This window comes from Rhodococcus sp. KRD175, assembly GCF_017168275.1.
Classification (GTDB): Bacteria; Actinomycetota; Actinomycetes; order Mycobacteriales; family Mycobacteriaceae; genus Rhodococcoides; species Rhodococcoides fascians.
Genome location: NZ_JABFAQ010000005.1, coordinates 118,624 through 136,051, shown reverse-complemented (window position 1 = coordinate 136,051; position 17,428 = coordinate 118,624). Strand labels below are relative to the sequence as shown.

Genomic DNA, 17,428 nt, shown 5'->3' with positions numbered 1-17,428 from the left:
GTCGACGAGTCTCGAACTCGGGGTACGTGCTCGGCGCCGGGTGCCCGAGCAGATCGGCGGCGTCCGTTCGGTCGACGTGCTGATCATCGCGGTGACGGTAATTCTGTACTCGATCGCGTGGCCGACACTGACGGTCACGCATCAGGTTTCGGTTCCGTTGCTACCGTTCGTCGCAGCGTTGGCGGCGTTTCCGTTCGCTCTGATCAGACTCAATCCCGCGATGGGGTGGGCGGTATCGGCGCTGTCCGCGTTGGTGATTCCGGCGGCGTTCGACCGCGTTCCGGATTACGACTATCCGTGGCAAGTGGTGCACATCCTCGTCCTGTTGGCGTTGCTGTTCGCGGTCGCGCTGCGTTCTCCGGCGCAGGTGCTGTTGGTGGCGTGGTTGGCCAGCATGCTGGTGTTCTTCGCGTACATGCCGAGCTCCGACGGAATCGGGTGGTCGGTTGGCCTGACTGCCGTGGTCGTGTTCGGGCTGCTGATCCGGTGGCTCGTTCTCTCGCGCAGGCAGCTCGCGCAGCAGGAGGAGGTCAGCGAACTCGAACGCACTCGCCGCACGATTCTCGAGGAGAGGGCGAAGATCGCCCGCGATCTGCACGACGTCGTGGCACACCACATGTCGATGGTCGTCGTTCAGGCCCAGAGCGCGCCGTACCGACTGGACGACGTGTCACCGGCCGCGGCTCGGGAATTCGAGTCGATCGGCGCGAGTGCACGCGAGGCGCTCAACGAGATCCGGGGGATGCTCGGGGTACTGCGTAGTGATGGAGCGCAGATGCAGGACGCGCCCGCGCCGAGTGCACTGGATCTCGAACGCACATTGCAGGCAAGTCGCAGAGCGGGCATGAATGTGCGGTGGGCCATCGCCGGTACCGTCGAATCGGTCTCGGAGACAACAGGACTGGCCCTGTTCCGTATTCTGCAGGAATCGCTGTCCAATGCCGCGCGCCATGCGCCCGAAGCCGAGGTGGAGGTCAATATCGCGATCGGCCCTGCCGTCGTGGACATGACGGTGGTCAACGCACCGGCTCCGAACCCGAGCATCTCCCGCACTCCCGGAAGCGATTGCGGCGGGCACGGAATCGCGGGAATGCGCGAGCGAGCGCAGGCCGCACACGGCCGGCTGCATGCCGCCCCTCTGCCCGGCGGTGGGTTCGAGGTTGCGGTTCGTGTGCCGACCGGAATGTCGACTCCGCCGGCAACGGCTGACGCCGGCGACGCGGTTTAGGCTGTCACGCGTGGTTACAACGGTGTTCATCGCCGACGATCAAGCGATGGTGCGGCAGGGGTTCGGTGCACTGCTCGGCGCGCAGGACGACATCTCGGTCGTCGGCGACGCCGACAACGGTCGTACCGCCGTCAGGGAGGTAGCGCGGCTGTTGCCGGACGTGGTGCTGATGGACGTGCGCATGCCCGAGATGAACGGGCTCGACGCGGCCCGCGCGATCCTGTCCGCGTCGCACGCGTCGCCGGTCCGCGTCCTGATGCTGACGACCTTCGACATCGACGATTACGTCTACGAGGCCCTGGCTCTCGGGGCCAGCGGATTCCTCCTCAAGGACGCGCCGGCCGAGGAACTGATCAGAGGCGTACGAGTCGTCGCGGCCGGCGATGCGCTACTGGCACCGTCGGTGACCCGACGCCTCATCTCCGACGTCACGACCCGTCGCGGAGCGCGGAGGAACACTCCTTCCCGCCTGGCCGATCTGACGCCGCGCGAGCGCGAGGTTCTCGAACTCATCGCGACCGGCATGTCCAATGCGGAAATTGCAGGTGCGCTGTTCTTGGCCGAACAGACGGTCAAGACCCATGTGGGCAAGGTGCTGAGCAAGCTCGGGCTACGCGACCGCGCGCAGGCGGTCGTGCTGGCCTACGAAACCGGTGTCGTCACGCCCAAGTGAGGCCGACCGGTACCGGCGCGCGCGGGGACCCACGCCCGATTAGGCTGATGTTCGTCACTTCGGTCCGGTCCGCGGGCCTGCGAGCAGAGAGGCCAAAATCGATGCGCATCGGAGTTCTGACCGGAGGCGGCGATTGCCCAGGGCTCAATGCGGTGATCCGCGCTGTCGTTCGCACTGCCGACGCGCGATACGGCTCCACGGTCGTCGGATTCCAGGACGGGTGGCGCGGGCTTCTCGAAGACCGTCGGGTCCAGCTGCGCAACGACGACCGCAACGACCGGCTGCTCACCAAGGGCGGCACCATGCTCGGGACGGCTCGAACCAACCCCGACGTGTTGCGGGCCGGTCTCGACCGAGTCAAGCAGACCCTCGAGGACAACGGCATCGACGTGTTGATTCCGATCGGCGGTGAAGGAACTCTGACGGCAGCTGCGTGGCTGTCCGAGGAGGGCGTACCGGTGGTCGGTGTCCCCAAGACGATCGACAACGACATCGATTGCACCGACGTCACATTCGGCTTCGACACGGCGCTCACCATCGCCACCGATGCGATCGACCGACTGCACAGCACCGCCGAATCGCACCAGCGAGTGATGCTGGTGGAGGTGATGGGGCGACACGCAGGCTGGATCGCGTTGCACGCGGGATTGGCCTCGGGCTCGCACATGACTCTCATCCCGGAGCAGCCCTTCGACGTCGAAGAGGTATGCACGTTGGTGCGCAAACGTTTTCAGCGGGGCGACTCCCACTTCATCTGCGTCGTGGCCGAGGGGGCCAAGCCCGTCGAAGGTTCGATGCAATTGCTCGACGGCGGTATCGACGAATTCGGTCACGTCCGATTCACCGGAGTCGCACATCAGCTCGGCGTCGAGATCGAACGTCGCATCAACAAAGAGGTACGCACCACGGTGCTCGGTCACGTGCAGCGCGGCGGCACTCCCACTCCGTACGACCGTGTGCTCGCAACGCGATTCGGTGTCAACGCCACCGATGCCGCGCATTCCGGAGACTTCGGAAAGATGGTGTCGCTGCGCGGTGCCGAGATCGGCCTGGTGTCGTTGGCCGAGGCCACCAAACAACTCAAGCGGGTCCCTCAGACCCGGTACGACGACGCGGCAGCGTTCTTCGGCTGACCCCGAGGCGATCGGTGCCCGAGGACACGTGGTTACTCGGGTGGCGAATGCAATGCATAAACTACGGAGCATGACTGCTGCAACCGTCGATCTGATCGATTACGACGATGTGCTCGCCACGTTCGACCCCGTGCTCGGCATGGAGGTCCACGTCGAGTTGGGTACGGCCACCAAGATGTTCTGTGGTTGCCCCACCGCGTTCGGTGCGGAGCCCAATACGCAGGTGTGCCCGGTGTGCCTGAGCCTCCCCGGCGCACTGCCGGTGGTCAACGCTGCTGCGGTGGAGTCGGCGATCCGTATCGGGCTGGCGCTCAATTGCTCGATCACTCCGTGGGGACGGTTCGCGCGGAAGAACTACTTCTACCCGGATCAGCCTAAGAACTACCAGATCTCGCAGTACGACGAGCCGATCGCCACGGAGGGTTACCTCGACGTCGTGCTCGACGACGGCAGTACGTTCCGCGTCGAGATCGAGCGTGCCCACATGGAGGAAGACACCGGCAAGTCGACGCACGTCGGTGGCGCAACCGGACGAATCGAGGGCGCGTCGCATTCGTTGCTCGACTACAACCGCGCCGGTGTGCCCCTGGTGGAGATCGTGACCAAGACCATCACCGGTACCGGTGAGCGGGCACCGGAGGTGGCGCGGGCGTACGTGACCGCATTGCGTGACCTGTTGAAGTCGTTGAACGTCTCGGACGTGCGGATGGATCAGGGTTCGTTGCGCTGCGATGCCAACGTCTCGTTGATGCGGAAGTCGGCCACCGAGTTCGGTACTCGCACCGAGACGAAGAACGTCAACTCGCTCAAGAGCGTCGAGGTCGCCGTGCGCTACGAGATGCGCCGTCAGGCTGCGGTGCTCGAATCCGGCGGCGAGGTGACGCAGGAAACCCGACATTTCCAGGAGTCCGACGGCACGACCACGGCGGGCCGGAAGAAGGAGACCGCGGAGGACTACCGCTACTTCCCGGAACCCGACCTCGCTCCCGTGGCCCCGGATGCGGCGTGGATCGAGGAGCTGCGAGCCACTCTGCCCGAGCTGCCGTGGTTGCGCCGCGGGCGAATTCAGAAGGACTGGGGCGTCTCCGACGAGGAGATGCGCGACTTGGTCAACTCGGGTGCTCTCGAACTCGTGGCGGCGACCGTCGACGCGGGCGCGTCGGCGCAGGCTGCGCGGTCGTGGTGGGTGTCGTACCTGGCGCAGCAGGCCAACATCGCCGGCGTCGAATTGGGGGATCTGGCGATCACTCCGGCTCAGGTGGCCGAGGTGGCAGCCTTGGTGGCCGACGGCAAGGTCAACAACAACGGTGCCCGTCAGATCGTGGACGGCGTCTTGGCCGGTGAGGGCGAGCCCGCAGAGGTGATGTCGGCGCGGAACCTGGTGTTGGAGAAGGACGACACCAAGCTCCAAGCCGCCGTCGACGAAGCACTTGCCGCGAACCCCGGTGTGGTGGACAAGATTCGCAGTGGCAAGGTCCAGGCCGCCGGTGCCATCGTCGGCGCGGTGATGAAGGCGACGCGGGGACAAGCCGATGCCGCCCGAGTCAAGGAACTCGTGCTGGCGGCGTGCGGTCAGTCCTGATCGACGCATGAGCAGGGCGGCCGGGCAGCGATTGCTGCCCGGCCGCCCTGGTCGTTCGAAGGAGCTGTCGGATCAGTCGAAGCCGCCACCACCGCCGGCAGGGAACGGCACCTTGACGACGCGGTCGTCGGTGGGGCCGACGGCAGTGCCGTTCTTGTTCACCGTCCCCACCAGAATCTGACCGTCGCTCGTGCTGGTCGCCCCGTTCAACTGCCCGTACTTGTCCTGGATCAACAGGGTCGGCTCGGCGGACACCGCTCCGGTGTTTGGGTCCGTGGCCAGTGCTGCAACAGCTTTCGCTGTGGTGAGAGCAACCGCGACGCCGCTCTGACCGGCGGCGCACCCGGCCACACCCGGACGGTCGGGCCAGGTCCACACCGGGGAGAACACTGCTCCCAGCTTGTCGATGCGCTGCAGGCGATCCTCGGTGGCGGTGCGGTCGGTGACGTAGATGTTCCCGCTGCCGTCGGTGCACACGTCGCCCGCTGTACCGATGCCACTGAGCGCGATACCCGGACGCGGGGGAGTGGGAGTGGGCGACAGTGATGTCACGCGTAACAGCTTGCCGGACAACGAGTTCGGGTTGGCGGCGGCGACGGGATCGCCGTTGTCGCCGGTCAACACCAGAAGTTCGTTCGGCGTGTAGAACTCGAGGGAACCTCGAACTCCCGCGGCCCCGCGGGGGATTCCGGTCAGGATGTCCTTGGGTACGTCCCCCTGCGCGAGCCGAACGACCCGCGTATCCGACGCCGTCGTGATCAGCGCGTAGAGCAGTTTGTCCTCGGCGTACGTGGGCGAGAGTGCGATGTCCAGCAGACCTCCGTCGCCCGTGCCGTCGACGGGGATCGTGGCCACCTGCTGTGGCGTCCGGCCTGCGGTGACCTCCATGATGCGGCCGGTCCTGCGTTCTGCCACGAGGCTGCTCTGTCCGTCGGGAAGAGCTACGAGTCCGCCCGTGGTGTCGAGGCAGGTGGCGATCACTGCCGGGTCGGGATCCACGCACGGTCCCGAGACGGGCTGCGGGGCATTCGGACCCGCCGGGGGCGAGGTCTCGCTGGGTGTGGTGGGTTTGAGTTCGGCAGCTCCGACATCCGGCGCGGGGGTGAACGGGGACGAGTTGGAATCGTCGAATCGGGCGCACCCGGCGAGCAGAACAGCCGTCGTCGACAGGGCGACCACAGCCGCGCGGGCAGTTCGTGACGATGCTCCGAGCGGCTTCATGGTTCGAACGTTACGGAACGTCGAGTCCGACGCGCCACGCGGCCGTGAGCGTCAACGTCGGTGGCGCGGGGTTGTCGGCCTTAGTGTGGGGAGGTGACCGATACACCGCGTGACCCCAACCAGCAGGATCCCTCGTACGAACCGGCCGAGAGCCCGTACGACAACCCCACCGAGAAGATTTCGCCCACGCGTTCGGGTTCCGACGCGTCCGGTGCATCGACCACAGCGTTCGGTGCGCAGCGTTCGGATCGTCTGCCCCGAACCGACGACGAGTTGGACTTCCCGAATTCCTCCGCATCCGACAAGCGGAGCACCGATGCGGCACCGACAGAGAAGATCCCGACGTACCGTCCGTCGGCCTTCGCCGACTCGCCGACCCAGACGCCTACGACGGCTACGACGGCCGGTGCCACCTCGAACGCGTACTCGGATCGTCCGACGGAGTATCTCGGTGAGTCCTCCGATTCGGCAGTCGCCGCCCCGGCAGCCCCGGTGCGCACCGAGACCGTGGAAGTTCCGGCCCGACGCGGCACCACCGATCTGGGCCTGTTCGTCCTACGCGTCGCCATCGGAGCAGTGTTCCTCGGGCACGGCTTACAGAAGCTCGTCGGATTGTGGAACGGTCCCGGGCTGGACGGATTTCAGAATCTCCTGGAGGAGTCCGGGTTCCGATACCCGGAGATCCTCGCCATCGCGGCCGCGGCCGGCGAAACCCTCGGCGGCGCACTGCTGATCCTGGGGCTGGCGACGCCGCTGGCCGGTGCAGCTGTGTTGGCGACCATCATCAACGCCTGGTGCTTCAAGCAGGTGGCAGAGCCGGGGCTGCAGTTCTCCGGTGCCACCGGCGTGGAGTACGAAACCGTTCTTGGCTTCGCGGCCGCGGCCATCATTCTCACCGGACCCGGAAAGATCGCGTTCGACGGCCGCCGCGGCTGGGCGACCCGCCCGCGCATCGGATCGTTCCTCGCACTCGCGGTGGGAATCGCTGCGGGCGTGTGCATCTGGATCTTCCTCAACGGAGCGAACCCGGTCGTCCGCTGATCCGGTCGACAACCAACCATGTGAGTGGTTCCTCGTACCCTGCTACGAGGAACCACTCACATGCTTTTTCTGCTCAGGGCACGTAGCGCACAGCACCCTTGTCCGCGGATGTCGCCAGTGCGGCGTAGGCGCGCAGCGCCGTCGTGACCGTGCGCTGTCGATCGACCGGCTGCCACGGCCGCTCGGACGCGAGCATCTTCGCGCGTCGAGTTTCCAGAGTTTCCTCGTCGACGAGGATCTCGAGCGTGCGCGTGGCAACGTCGATGCGGACCTGGTCGCCGTTCTCGACGAGGCCGATCACGCCGCCGGCCGCAGCCTCGGGGGAAATGTGTCCGATGGACAGGCCCGACGTACCACCGGAGAACCGTCCGTCGGTGATCAGGGCACAGACCTTGCCCAGACCGGCACCCTTGAGGAACGCGGTCGGGTGCAGCATCTCCTGCATTCCCGGTCCACCCTTGGGTCCCTCGTACCGCACGACGAGCACGTCACCGGGTTGGATCTTCTTCTGCAGGATGGCCGAGACGGCTTCTTCCTGAGACTCGACGACCAGCGCAGGTCCCTGGAACGAGAAGAGGTCCTCGTCGATGCCCGCGGTCTTCAGAATCGCGCCGTCGACGGCGATGTTGCCGCGCAGCACCACCAGACCGCCCTCGACCGTGTAGGCGTGTTCGAGATCGCGGATGCAACCACCCGCGGCGTCGGTGTCGAGGGAGGACCAGCGATTGCTCGTGGAGAACGGTTCGACGGTTCGGACACCGCCGGGAGCGGCATGGAACAGCTCGATCGCCTCGTCGGATGCGGCACCGGAGCGGATGTCCCACGTGTCGAGCCACTCGTCGAAGCTCTTCGTGTGGACGGTCGAGACGTCGGTCTCGAGCAGATTCGCACGCCGCAGTTCACCCAGCAGGGCGGGAATTCCACCCGCCCGGTGCACGTCTTCCATGTGGTAATCCGAATTGGGGGACACCTTGGCCAGGCACGGCACCTTGCGGCTGATGCCGTCGATGGTGTCGAGATCGAAATCGACCTCGCCCTCCTGCGCCGCCGCGAGCGTGTGCAGCACGGTGTTGGTCGAGCCGCCCATCGCCACGTCCAGTGCCATCGCGTTGCGGAATGCCGCCGGGGTGGCGATGTTGCGGGGCAGCACCGACTCGTCCTCGTCCCGGTAGTACTTGATCGCCGCCTCGACGATGGTCGTGCCGGCCCGGGTGAACAGGGCGCGGCGGGCCTCGTGGGTGGCCAGCGTGGAGCCGTTGCCGGGCAACGCCAGCCCGAGCGCTTCGGTGAGGCAGTTCATCGAGTTGGCGGTGAACATGCCCGAGCAGGACCCGCATGTCGGGCACGCGCTGCGCTCGACCTCGTCCAGGCCCTCTTCGGACACGGCATCGTTCGCGCTGGCAGAGATCGCGGTGATCAGGTCGGTGGGTGCCTGCGCGACCCCTCCGACGACCACAGCTTTACCGGCCTCCATCGGCCCACCGGAGACGAACACCGCCGGGATGTTCAATCGCATGGCCGCGTTGAGCATGCCGGGGGTGATCTTGTCGCAGTTGGAGATGCACACGAGTGCGTCCGCAGTGTGGGCGTTGGCCATGTACTCGACCGAGTCGGCGATGATCTCGCGGCTGGGCAGCGAGTACAGCATGCCCCCGTGCCCCATCGCGATTCCGTCGTCGACGGCGATGGTGTGGAACTCGCGAGGGACTCCGCCTGCCGCGCGGACGGCGTCGGCGACGATCTCGCCGACGTTCTTCAGGTGAACGTGGCCGGGTACGAACTGGGTGTACGAGTTCGCGATGGCGACGATCGGTTTACCGAAATCCGAATCGGTCATTCCGGTGGCGCGCCACAGCGAGCGCGCGCCCGCAGCATTGCGTCCGACAGTGGTGACCCGTGAGCGTAGCGGCGGCATAGTGCAGTTCCTCGTTCGTTGCAGCGGTGATCGCAACGAGGAGATTACTCGGCCGCTCGTCAGCGATCCTTCGGTGCCTGTTCGTCGTCGTGCTCGGCATTCTCGGCCTCTGCGCGTGCCTGATCCTCCGCCGCAGCTGCCGCGGCATAGGGGTCGGTGATGCGACCGCCGCTGGCGGCCGCGAGTTGGGGGAGCCGATCGAACCGCACGAGCGGAAGTGACTTCTCCGTCTTGTCGGTGAGCACCACGCGTGCCCAGCGGCGATCGGGGAAGTGCAGTCCGACCACGGACTCCCACTCGATGACGTCGGAGCCGATGAAACGGCGGGCCGTGATCGCCTCGGGAGTGATGACGGTGCGCACACGCAGCACCCAGATGCACGCGACGATCGGCAGAATCAGCAGCCAACCCAGTGCGGCGGGCCAGCTCGCCGCCGGCAGAGAGGTACTGAACAGGAGCAACCCGACGCCGATCAGGGCCAGACGCGGGAGGCGGATGACCTGCCTGCTCGACGGCGGTGGCCCGTCGGCACTGTTCGGTTGCTCGGAACCGGTGTGGGATGATGGCCGAGGTGGTTCGGACTGCTGCGAAGACGACACCCATTCATCTTCGCATTGCATCTACGCGATCTCACATAATGGGATTGCGTCGTGACGAGTTTGACTCTTCCCTGTGCGCGCGCCTACCGTTCAGTGCGTGAAGCGGAATTGGATACTCGTAATCGGCCGGCGCGTCAACGCCTGAGCCGGTTGTTCAAACTCGCATCGACGCGCCACCCTCGTACAGCTCACGCTGACGGGGGTTTTTTCTTGCCCAGAGATCGCCCAGCAATTTCACATTCCTGAGGAAGCAATCAGTGAGCGCACCAACCGCACGCCCAGGGCCCACGACACGTAAGTCGGGGACAGCCACGAGCCCGTCGACCAGCAACCCGTCCGCAGACGCGGCGACCAACGGATCGCGACGCCACGTCGCACCCGAGAAGGTCAGCGGCGCACAGTCGGTCGTACGAGCTCTCGAAGAACTCGACGTCGACACCGTATTCGGCATTCCCGGTGGCGCGGTTCTCCCGGTCTACGACCCGCTCTTCGACTCCGTCAAGGTGCGCCACGTGCTCGTTCGCCACGAGCAGGGTGCGGGTCATGCCGCCACCGGCTACGCCCAGGCGACCGGCAAGGTCGGCGTCTGCATGGCGACGTCCGGCCCGGGCGCGACCAACCTCGTCACCCCGTTGGCCGACGCGCAGATGGACTCGGTTCCCATCGTCGCGATCACCGGTCAGGTCGCCCGCAGCCTCATCGGTACCGATGGGTTCCAGGAAGCCGACATCTCGGGTATCACGATGCCCATCACCAAGCACAACTTCCTGATCACCGACGGTGCGGACATCCCGCGCATCATGGCCGAGGCGTTCTACATCGCCGCGTCGGGTCGTCCCGGTGCCGTCCTCGTCGACATCCCGAAGGATGTGCTGCAGGCGCAGACCACGTTCTCGTGGCCGCCGGAAATGCGTCTGCCCGGCTACCGCCCGGTCACCAAGCCGCACGGCAAGCAGGTTCGCGAAGCGGCACGCTACATCGCCGATGCCAAGCAGCCGGTGCTGTACGTCGGTGGCGGCGTCATCAAGGCCAACGCCTCGGCAGAACTGCTCGAGCTCGCAGAACTGACCGGCATCCCGGTCGTCACGACGCTGATGGCGCGCGGGGCATTTCCCGACACCCACCAGCTGAACCTGGGCATGCCCGGTATGCACGGCACCGTCGCGGCGGTCGCCGCTCTGCAGCGCAGCGACCTACTGATCACGCTCGGTGCCCGGTTCGACGACCGCGTCACCGGTCAGCTCTCGTCCTTCGCTCCCGATGCCAAGGTCATCCACGCCGACATCGACCCGGCCGAGATCGGCAAGAACCGATACGCGGACGTGCCGATCGTGGGCGACTGCGGCGAGGTCATCACCGAGCTGATCGAGGCCCTGCGGGCCGATCGCGCCACCGGAACGACTCTCGACCTCGAGCAGTGGTGGGTCTACCTCGACGGCATCCGCAAGACGTACCCGTTGAGCTACGACCGTCCGTCCGACGGTTCCATGTCTCCCGAGTTCGTCATTTCCTCGGTCGGCAAGTTCGCCGGTCCCGACGCGATCTACTGCGCCGGCGTCGGCCAGCACCAGATGTGGGCCGCGCAGTTCATCAACTACGAGAAGCCGCGCACGTGGCTCAACTCCGGTGGTCTGGGCACGATGGGGTACGCGGTTCCGGCCGCCATGGGAGCCAAGATGGGCCTGCCCGACGCCGAGGTGTGGGCGATCGACGGCGACGGCTGCTTCCAGATGACCAACCAGGAGCTTGCTACCTGCGCGGTCGAGGGAATCCCGATCAAGGTCGCGCTCATCAACAACGGCAACCTCGGCATGGTTCGGCAGTGGCAGACCCTGTTCTACGAGGAGCGCTACTCCAACACCAATCTCGGAACTCACGGTGCCGTGCGCATCCCCGATTTCGTCAAGCTGGCCGAGGCTTTGGGCTGCGTCGGTTTGCGATGCGAGCGGGAAGAGGACGTGGATGCGGTGATCGCCCAGGCACGCGCCATCAACGATCGTCCGGTCGTCATCGACTTCATCGTCGGTGCCGACGCCCAGGTGTGGCCGATGGTGGCCGCCGGAACGGGTAACGACGAGATCATGGCCGCCCGCGGCATCCGTCCGCTGTTCGACGAGGACGAGACCGTGGGCAGTGAGCCAGGACTCGACGACGCGATGGAACGCGAGCAGGCGCCGCACCCGATGAACAACGACGCGAAAGGCACGGACCTGTGAGCACGAGCCATACCCTCAGCGTTCTCGTCGAGGACAAGCCAGGTGTGTTGGCGCGCGTGGCCGCGTTGTTCTCGCGCCGCGGCTTCAACATCTCCTCACTCGCGGTCGGCGGCACCGAGATTCCCGATATCTCGCGCATGACGATCGTGGTGACGGTCGACGAGTTCCCGCTCGAGCAGGTGACCAAGCAGCTCAACAAGCTCATCAACGTCATCAAGATCGTCGAGCAGGACGACGATTCCTCGGTGGCGCGCGAGTTGGTCCTGATCAAGGTCCGCGCCGATGCCAGCGTTCGGAGCGAGGTCATCGAAACGGTGAATCTGTTCCGCGCCAAGGTCATCGACGTCTCTCCCGAGGCGGTGACGGTCGAGGCGACGGGCACCCGCTCCAAGCTCGACGCGTTGCTGAAGATGTTGGACCCCTATGGAATTCGAGAAATAGTTCAGTCGGGAGTCGTTGCCGTCGGACGTGGACCGAAATCGATCACTGCGTCGCGTTAGCGGCCCCGGTGACGAACATGCGTAAAACCCAAGAGGAAAGGTAACAACCAGTGGCAGTCGAGATGTTCTACGACGACGATGCTGATCTGTCGATCATCCAGGGCCGCAAGGTCGCTGTGATCGGCTACGGAAGCCAGGGCCACGCGCACTCGCTCAGCCTGCGCGACTCCGGCGTCGATGTTCGCATCGGCCTGGCGGCAGGCTCGAAGTCCCGTGCCAAGGCGGAGGAGCAGGGCCTGAAGGTCGGAACTCCCGCAGAGGTGTCCGAGTGGGCCGACGTGATCATGGTGCTCGCACCCGATACCGCTCAGGCCAAGATCTTCTCCGAGGAGATCGAACCCAACCTGAAGGACGGCGACGCGCTGTTCTTCGGCCACGGCCTCAACATTCACTTCGACCTGATCAAGGCACCGGAGTTCGTGACCGTCGGCATGGTTGCCCCCAAGGGCCCCGGCCACCTCGTGCGTCGTCAGTTCGTCGACGGCAAGGGTGTTCCCGCGCTCATCGCCATCGACCAGGACCCGAAGGGTGAGGGCCAGGCCCTCGCGCTGTCGTGGGCCAAGGGCATCGGCGGCACCCGCGCAGGCGTCATCAAGACCACGTTCAAGGAAGAGACCGAGACCGACCTGTTCGGTGAGCAGGCCGTGCTGTGCGGCGGCACCGAAGAACTCGTCAAGACGGGCTTCGAGGTCATGGTCGAGGCCGGCTACGCACCCGAGATGGCGTACTTCGAGGTGCTGCACGAGCTCAAGCTCATCGTCGACCTCATGTACGAGGGCGGCATCGCCCGCATGAACTACTCGGTGTCCGACACCGCGGAGTTCGGTGGGTACCTCTCCGGACCGCGCGTCATCGACGCAGGCACCAAGGAACGCATGAAGGCCATCCTGGCCGACATCCAGTCGGGCGAATTCACCCGTCGCCTCGTCGCCAACGTCGAGAACGGCAACACCGAGCTCGAAGGCCTGCGCAAGGCCAACGCCGAGCACCCCATCGAGGTCACCGGCAAGAAGCTGCGCGACCTCATGAGCTGGGTCGACCGCCCGATCACCGAGACGGCCTGATTCTCATCGAATCGCGTTGTCACGCAATCTGATCGAAGGGCACCCCTGGATTGCCGGGGGTGCCCTTCGGTGCGTGAGTCCGGTGGCGTCACCGTGTGACGTCTCGGACCTCTAAACTGTTCGTGCTGCACAGCCCGCCGAATTTTTCCGACCACGTCTCGAACCGATATAGGGAGTTTTTCACGTGAGCCAGCCAGGCCGTCCTGTCGTTCTGATCGCCGACAAACTTGCGCCGTCCACCGTCGAGGCACTGGGCGACGGCGTCGAGGTTCGCTGGGTCGACGGTCCGGATCGCCCCGCGTTGCTCGCTGCAGTTCCCGAGGCCGACGCCATTCTCGTGCGGTCCGCGACCACGGTCGACGCCGAGGTGCTCGCTGCCGGGACCAACCTCAAGATCGTCGCCCGCGCCGGTGTCGGCCTGGACAACGTCGACGTACCCGCAGCCACCGAGCGCGGCGTCCTCGTCGTCAACGCACCGACCTCCAACATCCACACGGCCGCCGAGCATGCGGTGACGTTGCTTCTCGCGGCCGCGCGCCAGATCCCCGCTGCCGACGCCACTCTGCGTCAGCACGAGTGGAAGCGCAGCAAGTTCAACGGTGTCGAGATCTTCGGCAAGACCGTCGGCGTCGTCGGACTCGGCCGTATCGGCCAGCTGTTCGCGCAGCGTCTGGCCGCGTTCGAGACCCACATCATCGCGTACGACCCCTACGTCTCGGCAGCGCGCGCGGCGCAGCTCGGAATCGAACTGGTGAGCCTGGACGAGCTGCTCGAGCGGGCCGACATGTTCTCGGTGCACCTGCCGAAGACGCCGGAGACCAAGGGCATCATCGGCAAGGAAGCCCTCGCCAAGACCAAGCCCGGGGTCATCGTCGTCAACGCCGCACGCGGTGGACTGGTCGACGAGCAGGCACTGGCCGACGCCATCACCTCCGGTCACGTGTTCGCCGCGGGCATCGACGTCTACGCCTCCGAGCCGTGCACCGACAGCCCGTTGTTCGAGCTGCCGCAGGTCGTCGTCACTCCCCACCTCGGGGCATCGACCACCGAAGCGCAGGACCGAGCGGGCACCGATGTGGCCAAGTCCGTATTGCTGGCTCTCGCAGGCGAATTCGTGCCCGACGCGGTCAACGTCAAGGGTGGGGCCGTCGGCGAAGAGGTATCGCCGTGGCTCGAAATCGTGCGTAAGCAGGGTGTGCTGCTCGGAGCCCTGTCCGACGAACTTCCCACCTCGTTGTCGGTGGACGTTCGCGGCGAACTCGCCAGCGAGGACGTGCAGATCCTGAAACTGTCCGCGCTGCGCGGACTGTTCTCGGCCGTCATCGAGGATTCGGTCACGTTCGTCAACGCTCCGTCGCTGGCCGAGGAGCGCGGTGTCACAGCAGAAGTGACCACCGCTCCCGAGAGCGAGAACCACCGCAGTGTCGTCGACATTCGCGCCGTCTACGGTGACGGATCGGTCCTCAACGTTGCCGGCACTCTGACGGGCACCTCGCAGGTCGAGAAGATCGTCAACATCAACGGCCGCAACTTCGACCTCCGCGCCGAGGGCAAGAACCTCATCGTCAACTACGCGGATCAGCCCGGCAGCCTGGGTCGAATCGGCACTCTGCTCGGCGACGCCGGAATCGACATCCAGGCCGCAGCACTGAGCCAGGACTCCGAGGGCGACGGCGCAACGATTCTGCTGCGCGTCGACAAGGACGTTCCGGCCGAGCTCAGTGCGAGCATCGCTACCGCCGTGGGTGCCTCCACCATCGAGCTGGTCGACCTGTCCTGATCGCTCGCAGCCGATCGGACCGACACGAACTACGAGGAGTGAAATGAAGCTGGCCGTCATCGCCGGGGACGGAATCGGACCGGAGGTCGTCGCCGAAGCGCTTGCCGTTCTCGACGTGGTCGCACCCGGAGCCGAGAAGACCGAGTACGACCTCGGGGCGCGGCGTTACAACGCCACCGGAGAGTTGCTGCCGGATTCGGTGTTGGCAGAACTGCGTGAGCACGACGCAATTCTGTTGGGAGCCATCGGCGATCCGTCGGTGCCCAGCGGTGTGCTCGAGCGTGGGCTGTTGCTGCGGGCGCGATTCGAGCTCGATCACCACATCAATCTGCGGCCGGCCAAGTTGTACCCGGGCGTGGTCGGTCCGCTGGCCGGGGACAAGCAGATCGATGTCGTCGTCGTTCGGGAGGGTACCGAGGGGCCGTACACCGGCAACGGTGGTGCACTGCGCGTCGGTACACCGCACGAGGTGGCCACCGAGGTCAGCGTCAACACTCGTTACGGCGTGGAGCGGGTGGTGCGCAACGGTTTCGAGCGGGCGCTGACCCGCAGGAAGCACCTGACGCTGTTGCACAAGACCAACGTGCTCACGTTCGCCGGTAGCCTGTGGGCCCGCACGGTCGAGGCAGTCTCGGCGGACTTCCCGGACGTCGAGGTCGCGTATCAGCACATCGATGCCGCGATGATCCACCTCGTCACCGATCCCGGCCGGTTCGACGTGATCGTCACCGACAATCTGTTCGGCGACATCGTGACCGACCTCTCGGCTGCCGTCACCGGCGGAATCGGTTTGGCCGCAAGTGGAAACATCGACGCCACCGGTACCAACCCCAGCATGTTCGAGCCGGTGCACGGTAGCGCGCCCGACATCGCGGGACAGCAGAAGGCCGATCCGACCGCTGCCATCCTGTCGGTGTCCTTGCTACTCGATCATCTCGGCGACGCGGCGGGGGCCGCGCGAGTAGAAGCCGCTGTCGCAGCGGATCTCGCCGAGCGGGGAACCACGACCGCGTCGACGAAAGAGATCGGCGCTCGGATCGCCGCTCGCCTGTAACTCTCACGCCACGACATGCCACGGTGGGCCGACAGCCCACCGTGGCATGTCGTGTATCACGGGCAGGTCACCCCTTGGGCACGTCAGCGGGCGCGGTCTGCACCGGTGTCGGACGTCTCGTCCGTGGGCTCGGGTGCCGGATCGTCGGGCACGATCGGTACGGAGAGCGCGGGAAAGACCGCCGAGACCAGGAACGCCACGGGGAAGCTGATGGCCGCGATCGCCCCGAACACCGGCGGTACAGCCGAGGCGAACACGTACTGGCTCGTGTTCTGTACCCCGAGAGCGCGTCCGCTCCAATACGGTCCCGAGATTTCCGCGACAGCAGTGAACGCGAGGCCGTTCGGGGCAACGGTGGCGACGGACGCGACGACGAGCAGGACGATGGCGGCGGGGGAGTCGAACCAGTCGGCGATGCCGAGCCCGAGCATGCTGGCAGCGGCTGTCACGGCCACCCACCGCAAAGGCCGCATGCGGCTACCGACACGATCGGACAGCGCGCCCACGCTCATCCGACCCAGTGCGCCGAGAATCTGGGTCAGCGTGACGAGGACACCCGCGGCCGCGGCCGTCCAGCCTCGGTCGGTCATCAGCCACACGAGCGCATACGTCCACACAACGTACTGCGGCACCACCAACAGGATGGACGTGGCGTGAATGCGCCACAGTTGGCTGCTGTTGCGGTACGGATTGTCGAGCAGACCCTGCGCCGCCGCATCGGTGCGGTTCGGACGGGGAGGGTCGACCACGGCCAGGCACAGCAGAGCGCTCGCAGCGCAGACGGCAGCAGGCACGAGCAGGGCCGCGCCGACGCCGTGGTCACGCGCGACAGGCGGGATGGTCAGTGCCGCGACGGCCACGCCGAGGGGAACCGACATCTGTCTGATGCCCATGGCCAGCCCACGACGGTGCGGCGGAAACCAGCCCACCACGACGCGTCCGCTCGCGCTGTTCGCGCTGGCCGCAGACATACCGCCGATCAACAGCAGGGCGGCGAGCGCCGGAATGGACGTGCTGACCACCGCAGCCAGGCTCGCGGCAGCGGTGAGCCCGAGCCCGATCACGAGAACGAGACGTTCGCCGATGCGGTCGACGAGCACGCCCCATGCGATGAGGGTCAGCATGATGCCCACGGTCGGCATCGCAACCACGAATCCTGCGGTCGCAAGTCCGAGTCCCCGGTCGTCGTGCAGGGCGGGAATGAGAAATGCAGCACCGTTGATGAAGACGGCACCGGCAGTCTGCGCGAGCATCCCGAGCACGAGCATGAACCACCGTCGCGTCTCGCCGATACTGGACAGCTGCTTCGTGGCGCTCATTCCGGCCTCTCGTCTCACTATGTGAACCCATAATCTTGCTATCTGGATACAGATCGAAACATTACACCGGCGAAAGATCGACGGACAGGACGGCATCGGCGTG

Annotated in this window: 14 protein-coding genes; 10 read left to right on the top strand and 4 right to left on the bottom strand. The window is 66.0% G+C overall.

What is annotated here, in order from left to right:
• The first annotated feature begins 40 nt into the window (after positions 1–40).
• The 4 genes from J1M81_RS08765 (at position 41) to gatB (ending at position 4,616) form a co-directional block, all read left to right on the top strand.
• Positions 41–1,228, top strand: a complete 1,188-nt coding sequence (locus J1M81_RS08765; protein ID WP_206498048.1) for a sensor histidine kinase — start codon at positions 41–43, stop codon at positions 1,226–1,228.
• Between the two features lie 10 nt (positions 1,229–1,238).
• Entirely contained in the window at positions 1,239–1,901 is a 663-nt protein-coding gene (locus tag J1M81_RS08760; RefSeq protein WP_027496637.1) for a response regulator transcription factor, read from the top strand.
• Between the two features lie 101 nt (positions 1,902–2,002).
• The gene (locus J1M81_RS08755; RefSeq protein ID WP_032366581.1) at positions 2,003–3,034 is read left to right on the top strand and encodes an ATP-dependent 6-phosphofructokinase; all 1,032 of its coding nucleotides are present in this window, start codon (positions 2,003–2,005) and stop codon (positions 3,032–3,034) included.
• Between the two features lie 70 nt (positions 3,035–3,104).
• Positions 3,105–4,616: an Asp-tRNA(Asn)/Glu-tRNA(Gln) amidotransferase subunit GatB gene (gene gatB, locus J1M81_RS08750; protein WP_206497936.1), complete on the top strand. Its 1,512-nt coding sequence runs from the start codon at positions 3,105–3,107 to the stop codon at positions 4,614–4,616.
• 72 nt (positions 4,617–4,688) lie between these two features.
• On the opposite strand, the gene J1M81_RS08745 is transcribed toward gatB, so the two are convergent.
• Positions 4,689–5,837: a sorbosone dehydrogenase family protein gene (locus J1M81_RS08745; protein WP_094717612.1), complete on the bottom strand. Its 1,149-nt coding sequence runs from the start codon at positions 5,835–5,837 to the stop codon at positions 4,689–4,691.
• 93 nt (positions 5,838–5,930) lie between these two features.
• Between J1M81_RS08745 and J1M81_RS08740 the strand changes: the two genes are divergently transcribed.
• Positions 5,931–6,878 carry a DoxX family protein gene (locus J1M81_RS08740; RefSeq protein ID WP_032383431.1) on the top strand — a complete coding sequence of 316 codons (948 nt, stop codon included), beginning with the start codon at positions 5,931–5,933 and terminating at the stop codon, positions 6,876–6,878.
• 73 nt (positions 6,879–6,951) lie between these two features.
• On the opposite strand, the gene ilvD is transcribed toward J1M81_RS08740, so the two are convergent.
• Together ilvD and J1M81_RS08730 are read right to left on the bottom strand one after the other, a co-directional pair.
• Entirely contained in the window at positions 6,952–8,793 is a 1,842-nt protein-coding gene (gene ilvD, locus J1M81_RS08735; RefSeq protein ID WP_032370767.1) for a dihydroxy-acid dehydratase, read from the bottom strand.
• A gap of 59 nt (positions 8,794–8,852) precedes the next feature.
• A complete protein-coding gene (locus tag J1M81_RS08730) occupies positions 8,853–9,392 on the bottom strand; it encodes a PH domain-containing protein (protein WP_179274019.1) in 540 nt (179 codons plus the stop codon).
• Between the two features lie 257 nt (positions 9,393–9,649).
• Between J1M81_RS08730 and J1M81_RS08725 the strand changes: the two genes are divergently transcribed.
• From J1M81_RS08725 to J1M81_RS08705, 5 genes are all read left to right on the top strand, one after another.
• A complete protein-coding gene (locus J1M81_RS08725; RefSeq protein ID WP_032366369.1) occupies positions 9,650–11,608 on the top strand; it encodes an acetolactate synthase large subunit in 1,959 nt (652 codons plus the stop codon).
• A complete protein-coding gene (gene ilvN, locus J1M81_RS08720) occupies positions 11,605–12,108 on the top strand; it encodes an acetolactate synthase small subunit (protein ID WP_008717436.1) in 504 nt (167 codons plus the stop codon). Before J1M81_RS08725 ends, ilvN begins: the two co-directional genes overlap by 4 nt.
• A gap of 62 nt (positions 12,109–12,170) precedes the next feature.
• On the top strand, positions 12,171–13,172 hold the full coding sequence (ilvC, locus tag J1M81_RS08715; RefSeq protein WP_170944858.1) for a ketol-acid reductoisomerase: 1,002 nt from the start codon (positions 12,171–12,173) through the stop codon (positions 13,170–13,172).
• 184 nt (positions 13,173–13,356) lie between these two features.
• The gene (gene serA / locus J1M81_RS08710) at positions 13,357–14,952 is read left to right on the top strand and encodes a phosphoglycerate dehydrogenase (RefSeq protein ID WP_027496645.1); all 1,596 of its coding nucleotides are present in this window, start codon (positions 13,357–13,359) and stop codon (positions 14,950–14,952) included.
• A 43-nt stretch (positions 14,953–14,995) separates the two neighbouring features.
• Positions 14,996–16,006 carry a 3-isopropylmalate dehydrogenase gene (locus J1M81_RS08705; RefSeq protein ID WP_032370768.1) on the top strand — a complete coding sequence of 337 codons (1,011 nt, stop codon included), beginning with the start codon at positions 14,996–14,998 and terminating at the stop codon, positions 16,004–16,006.
• An 83-nt stretch (positions 16,007–16,089) separates the two neighbouring features.
• On the opposite strand, the gene J1M81_RS08700 is transcribed toward J1M81_RS08705, so the two are convergent.
• Complete coding sequence (locus J1M81_RS08700) at positions 16,090–17,325, bottom strand: MFS transporter (RefSeq protein WP_032372854.1); 1,236 nt, start codon at positions 17,323–17,325, stop codon at positions 16,090–16,092.
• Between the last annotated feature and the right edge of the window lie 103 nt (positions 17,326–17,428).

Excerpts from the sequence above, each read along its gene's own strand:
- J1M81_RS08755 (WP_032366581.1), top strand. The coding sequence starts at position 2,003 with ATGCGCATCGGAGTTCTGACCGGAGGCGGCGATTGCCCAGGGCTCAAT.
- gatB (WP_206497936.1), top strand. The coding sequence starts at position 3,105 with ATGACTGCTGCAACCGTCGATCTGATCGATTACGACGATGTGCTCGCC.
- J1M81_RS08745 (WP_094717612.1), bottom strand. The coding sequence starts at position 5,837 with ATGAAGCCGCTCGGAGCATCGTCACGAACTGCCCGCGCGGCTGTGGTC.
- ilvD (WP_032370767.1), bottom strand. The coding sequence starts at position 8,793 with ATGCCGCCGCTACGCTCACGGGTCACCACTGTCGGACGCAATGCTGCG.
- ilvC (WP_170944858.1), top strand. The coding sequence starts at position 12,171 with ATGTTCTACGACGACGATGCTGATCTGTCGATCATCCAGGGCCGCAAG.
- J1M81_RS08705 (WP_032370768.1), top strand. The coding sequence starts at position 14,996 with ATGAAGCTGGCCGTCATCGCCGGGGACGGAATCGGACCGGAGGTCGTC.
- J1M81_RS08700 (WP_032372854.1), bottom strand. The coding sequence starts at position 17,325 with ATGAGCGCCACGAAGCAGCTGTCCAGTATCGGCGAGACGCGACGGTGG.